The sequence below is a fragment of the Pseudomonas sp. AC463 genome (assembly GCF_979253585.1).
Genome location: NZ_CEEDDZ010000545.1, coordinates 1 through 277, shown reverse-complemented (window position 1 = coordinate 277; position 277 = coordinate 1). Strand labels below are relative to the sequence as shown.

General features: G+C 66.8%; 1 protein-coding gene. It reads right to left on the bottom strand.

Going from position 1 to position 277, the window contains the following annotated elements; all coding sequences use genetic code 11:
• The coding region (locus AC0IYH_RS31340; protein WP_471838119.1) for a LysM peptidoglycan-binding domain-containing protein at nucleotides 1–245 on the bottom strand (245 nt) is incomplete at its 3' end.
• Nucleotides 246–277 lie beyond the last annotated feature (32 nt).

The following is a 277-nucleotide window of genomic DNA, read 5'->3' as shown; positions in this document are numbered from 1 at the left end:
ATCGTATAGCGTTGGCCTGCGCCGGCCGGCAGCGTCAGCGTCTGGCCGACATGGACGAGGTCGGGATTGCGGATGTCGTTCAGCCGCACCAGCACCCCGACATCGGTCTGGTAACGATGCGCGATCGACGACAGCGTCTCGCCCGACGTCACGATGTGGCTGCCACCCGGCTTCGGCGGCTCGCCACCGATACGGAGGGATGCATCCGCCCGGACGCTCGCGGCGACCGATACTGCGCTGACCATGACGCGGGACTCCTCTGCTGACGATCCGGAAT